The sequence below is a fragment of the Tardiphaga sp. genome (assembly GCF_028290785.1).
GTDB lineage: Bacteria > Pseudomonadota > Alphaproteobacteria > Rhizobiales > Xanthobacteraceae > Tardiphaga.
Genome location: NZ_JAQGJD010000417.1, coordinates 1 through 3451 on the forward strand (window position 1 = coordinate 1; position 3451 = coordinate 3451).

Genomic DNA, 3451 nt, shown 5'->3' on the forward strand with positions numbered 1-3451 from the left:
TGCCGATCGCGCTGGCGGCGATGGCGCTCGCCTGGCTTGGCATCCCCGCGATCGACATGACGGCGACGAGCCGCTCGATAGTTTCGGCGCTATCCTCGCGACTGCGAGGCTTGGCCTGACCACCTGGAGTCTGACCGACGCTACGTCACATGATTGGGCGGGTTTCACGCTTGGCCTGCTTGTCGCAGGCCTCCTGCTCTTTCTTATATTCGCGTGGGTCGAAGGTCGTAAGGGTGAACACGCGATGATGCCGCTCGCATTGTTCGGGTAGGCGAGCTTCGTCGGCCTGACGCTACTGACATTCTTGTTGCACGACGCACTCGGTGGGCTGATCGTCCTGATGCCCTTTCTCCTGATCGAGGCCGCCGGCTACACGACGACAAGTTGGTGCAGCGCTACTGCCTTTGCCGCTTTTCATCTCTCTGACATGGCCGCTGGCTGGTTCGCTCGCAGCCAGAACCGGCCCACGTGTCATGTTGACGCTTGGGCCCGTCATCGTCTCGTTGGGTTTTCTGCTCGCTCCGGATTGGTCCCGGCGCCAGCTACTGGACCGGAGGCCTCAGAATGAAGGATGCGAAAACACACAGCGCGCCGATCGCACTTGGCACAGATGAATCCGTCCGCAAGAATCACGCGAAAAACGGGCGGCTAAATTGCAACGGGCACGGCCCGGATCGCTAAAATGTCAGAAGCTGATAGCGGATCGGACGGAGAGTTCGCCGATAGGTTTGAGAGAAACGCGAGGGAGCATACATGCAAGGCCTGCGGCGGTCGCGAGCCGCAGGTGTATTCAGCCAAGCAAGATCTTCGGCTGAACGAATGGGCCGTTGCCGGAAACTGGACCGTCGAAGGCGAACGCGCCCTCGCAGATGGGGCCGACACAGCAATTACCTTTCGTTTTAAAGCCCGCGACCTGCACCTTGTGCTCGGGGCGCGCGAAGGCAAAGCTGTCCGATTTAAGGTGCTGATCGATGACAAGCCGCCGGGCATCGACCACGGAGGCGATGTTGATGCTAACGGGGAAGGCACGGTCACCGACGAACGCCTCTACCAGCTTGTCCGTCAAAAAGGGCCGATCAGAGAACATCAGTTTGAAATCAAATTCCTTGACGCGGGAGCGGAAGCATTCGCCTTTACCTTTGGATGAAGGCGGCTGATTGACGCTGTCGCAAAGTTTGCTGACGCAATCTCGCAGCGCAGGAACATTCATGTGCGTCGCGAACTGTCGCCCGAGCTGCCTCCATGCCGGCGCGCAGAGCCTGCCGAACCATGGTGCGCTGGTCATCCATGATCTGGCTGATCAGCTTAGATGAATGGTCTTTCAGCCATTGCTCGGCGCGCGAGTTGCGCACGTCGAACTGGACCTTAAGCACATGACCGTCGGGCTGCCGGATCACCGGGATGCGCTTGGTGCTGAACTTGCCGCCGTCCTCGAAGGCCTCAGCGATGGCCTTGTCGAACTCGCGGAACTGGACCGGATCGAGCCCGATGGCACGGATGGCACCTCGACGTCGCCCTTCTCCAGCCGCTCGGCAATGCGGGCAATCTGCGCGAAATCGATGATCGCCCGGACCGAACCCATAAAAGCGGCCTTGAGTTTTTCCCACCAAAGCTCAATAACTTGATCGAAGCGATTGGGGGAAGTCATGCTGCGTACCGGGTTTACGAACGTTTTCCACAATGGACAGCATCGTTACTCAAGCGGCATTATTCACGCCACAGCCGCCGAAGCGGAGAACGCCCGCCGCCGCAACAAGCACCACAAGGGCAAATTCCTCTACGTTGCCCAGATGGTCTGGGAAGAGCCAGACGACTTAGACCTTGGCTCTACATCGAGCCCCGACACGTCCAAACAGCCTCTGCCGGATCCGTCGCAACATCCTGAAGCGTGAAGGTGATGCCGGAGATCGTAACGCGGTCATCCGGTTTAGGTCGGACGCCAACCGACGTCGCCAGGATCAGCACCTTGCGGTCGCTGGCATTCACCAGATTGTTTGCCTTGAAGTAATCGCTGTAGCTCTCAACGATCGCCTTGCAGGGGAAATTGGCCGGAATAGGCGGCAGCGGGTCAGCAGGATCGCCGCCGGTCTGCGGCACGTTGCGCACCAGCAGCGCGGGCAGGAATAGACCCTTGAAGGCGCTGCCTATCGTGCGGGCCAGGGAACCGCTCAGCGGTGGGTTCATTGGTTATCCTTTTGACCACGGGTCCAATTGGGAGCACGTGGAATGAAAACCTCAAAAGAAAGACGCTCTGCACGTCGAATGAAGCGCAGCAACACCTGCGCTATCGTCGTGATCGATGGTCAATCCAATGAGTTCCGAATATCTGACGTATCCACTAAAGGCGTAATGCTTATTATTGAGCGATACCGTGCAGTTCCGCGATTTGTGGAAATAGCGCTCGTGCCTGGCACCGCCCCGCGGATGGCGAAATTGATTTGGCGCAAAGCCGGCATTGCGGGATTTGAGTTTCTGAACTGATGTGGTTCCTAAGCCTCATTGGCCGTGAAACACCGATGTAAAGGAGCCAGCCCCGCAGGGTCGCGTCATGGTCAATCAATCGCTAACCGGTCGCCCAAGCATTCGGCAATCGCTGCAAATTGTCTGAAAGTTCTCGTCGGTAATTACGTCCCAAAAAAGGGACGTGCCGATGATTCACGTAGCGATCACTCTCGCATTTATGATTCTAGCCGCCGCCCTCATCTACGAGATCCACGGGTCTAAGGGCCCAAAACCGCCGAAGCCGCGTTAAGGCCTCATCGGACCTGAAAGGCTGGTGTCGCCCTGCTAAGTGATGAGCAACCCGCCCATAGAGCGAACTGGCCAAGGATTGCGTAATTGGCCGGGCGGGCCCCTTAGAGGTTTTATTAACCATAAGCGACCATCTTTCCCGCATTGGAGCGCTGGAGACCGCTATGCAAACCATCGAAGTGACGGATCCAACTGACTTCCGCCGAGCGAAGCAGTCGCAGTACGCGGGCTCCCCGAGAGCGATATTGCTGAACGGAGAGTTAGTGACCGGCCTTGTCCGGTCGGTCGCCGAAGTTCCAGCCACAGTTCCTTCAAGATGGATCGTAACCGTTCTCCCGATGGCGGCCCGACAGACGGTCGAAAAGCCCCGAGCAAAGGCAATGCGGCGCCGTTAGGCGATCACGCCATCATCGACCAAGAAACGCTGGCATCCCTCATCCGCGCACCGCCCGCCCAAACAGTCCGCCGTTTGCATTGGCCATAAGCAGAGCGTCCAAAATGCTGTCGATAATCTGTGTCGTGGTCTGGGCGCTCGCATTGGCGGCGTAGACAATTCGGACGCTGCCGGCCTGGAGCTCCTGAGTGGCGCCGCCACGGTCGAGGTCGGGCTGCATCGAGCCTGGTGCGGCAGCTTCACGAACTGCCGCCTCACATGTTGCCTGGATGACCTCTGGCGGCACCACATTTGATGCGAGATAAT

5 protein-coding genes are annotated in these 3451 nt (G+C 58.5%); 2 read left to right on the forward strand and 3 right to left on the reverse strand.

Features of this window, described 5'->3' with window-relative positions; all coding sequences use genetic code 11:
- Positions 1–682 precede the first annotated feature (682 nt).
- Positions 683–1147: a hypothetical protein gene (locus JWR89_RS26130; RefSeq protein ID WP_299721100.1), complete on the forward strand. Its 465-nt coding sequence runs from the start codon at positions 683–685 to the stop codon at positions 1145–1147.
- Here JWR89_RS26130 and JWR89_RS26135 read toward each other — a convergent pair.
- Complete coding sequence (locus tag JWR89_RS26135) at positions 1134–1607, reverse strand: hypothetical protein (RefSeq protein ID WP_299721101.1); 474 nt, start codon at positions 1605–1607, stop codon at positions 1134–1136. The two genes, JWR89_RS26130 and JWR89_RS26135, sit on opposite strands and share 14 nt — an antisense overlap.
- A gap of 220 nt (positions 1608–1827) precedes the next feature.
- Positions 1828–2184, reverse strand: coding sequence for a hypothetical protein (locus JWR89_RS26140; RefSeq protein WP_299721102.1), 357 nt, complete (start codon positions 2182–2184; stop codon positions 1828–1830).
- A 42-nt stretch (positions 2185–2226) separates the two neighbouring features.
- On the opposite strand from JWR89_RS26140, the gene JWR89_RS26145 reads away from it, so the two are divergent.
- Positions 2227–2481: a hypothetical protein gene (locus JWR89_RS26145; RefSeq protein WP_299721103.1), complete on the forward strand. Its 255-nt coding sequence runs from the start codon at positions 2227–2229 to the stop codon at positions 2479–2481.
- Positions 2482–3185: 704 nt separating this feature from the next.
- Here the strand turns inward: JWR89_RS26145 and JWR89_RS26150 are convergent.
- Positions 3186–3451 (reverse strand): DnaT-like ssDNA-binding protein (locus JWR89_RS26150; RefSeq protein ID WP_366143020.1); only part of this gene is annotated, 266 nt, incomplete at its 5' end.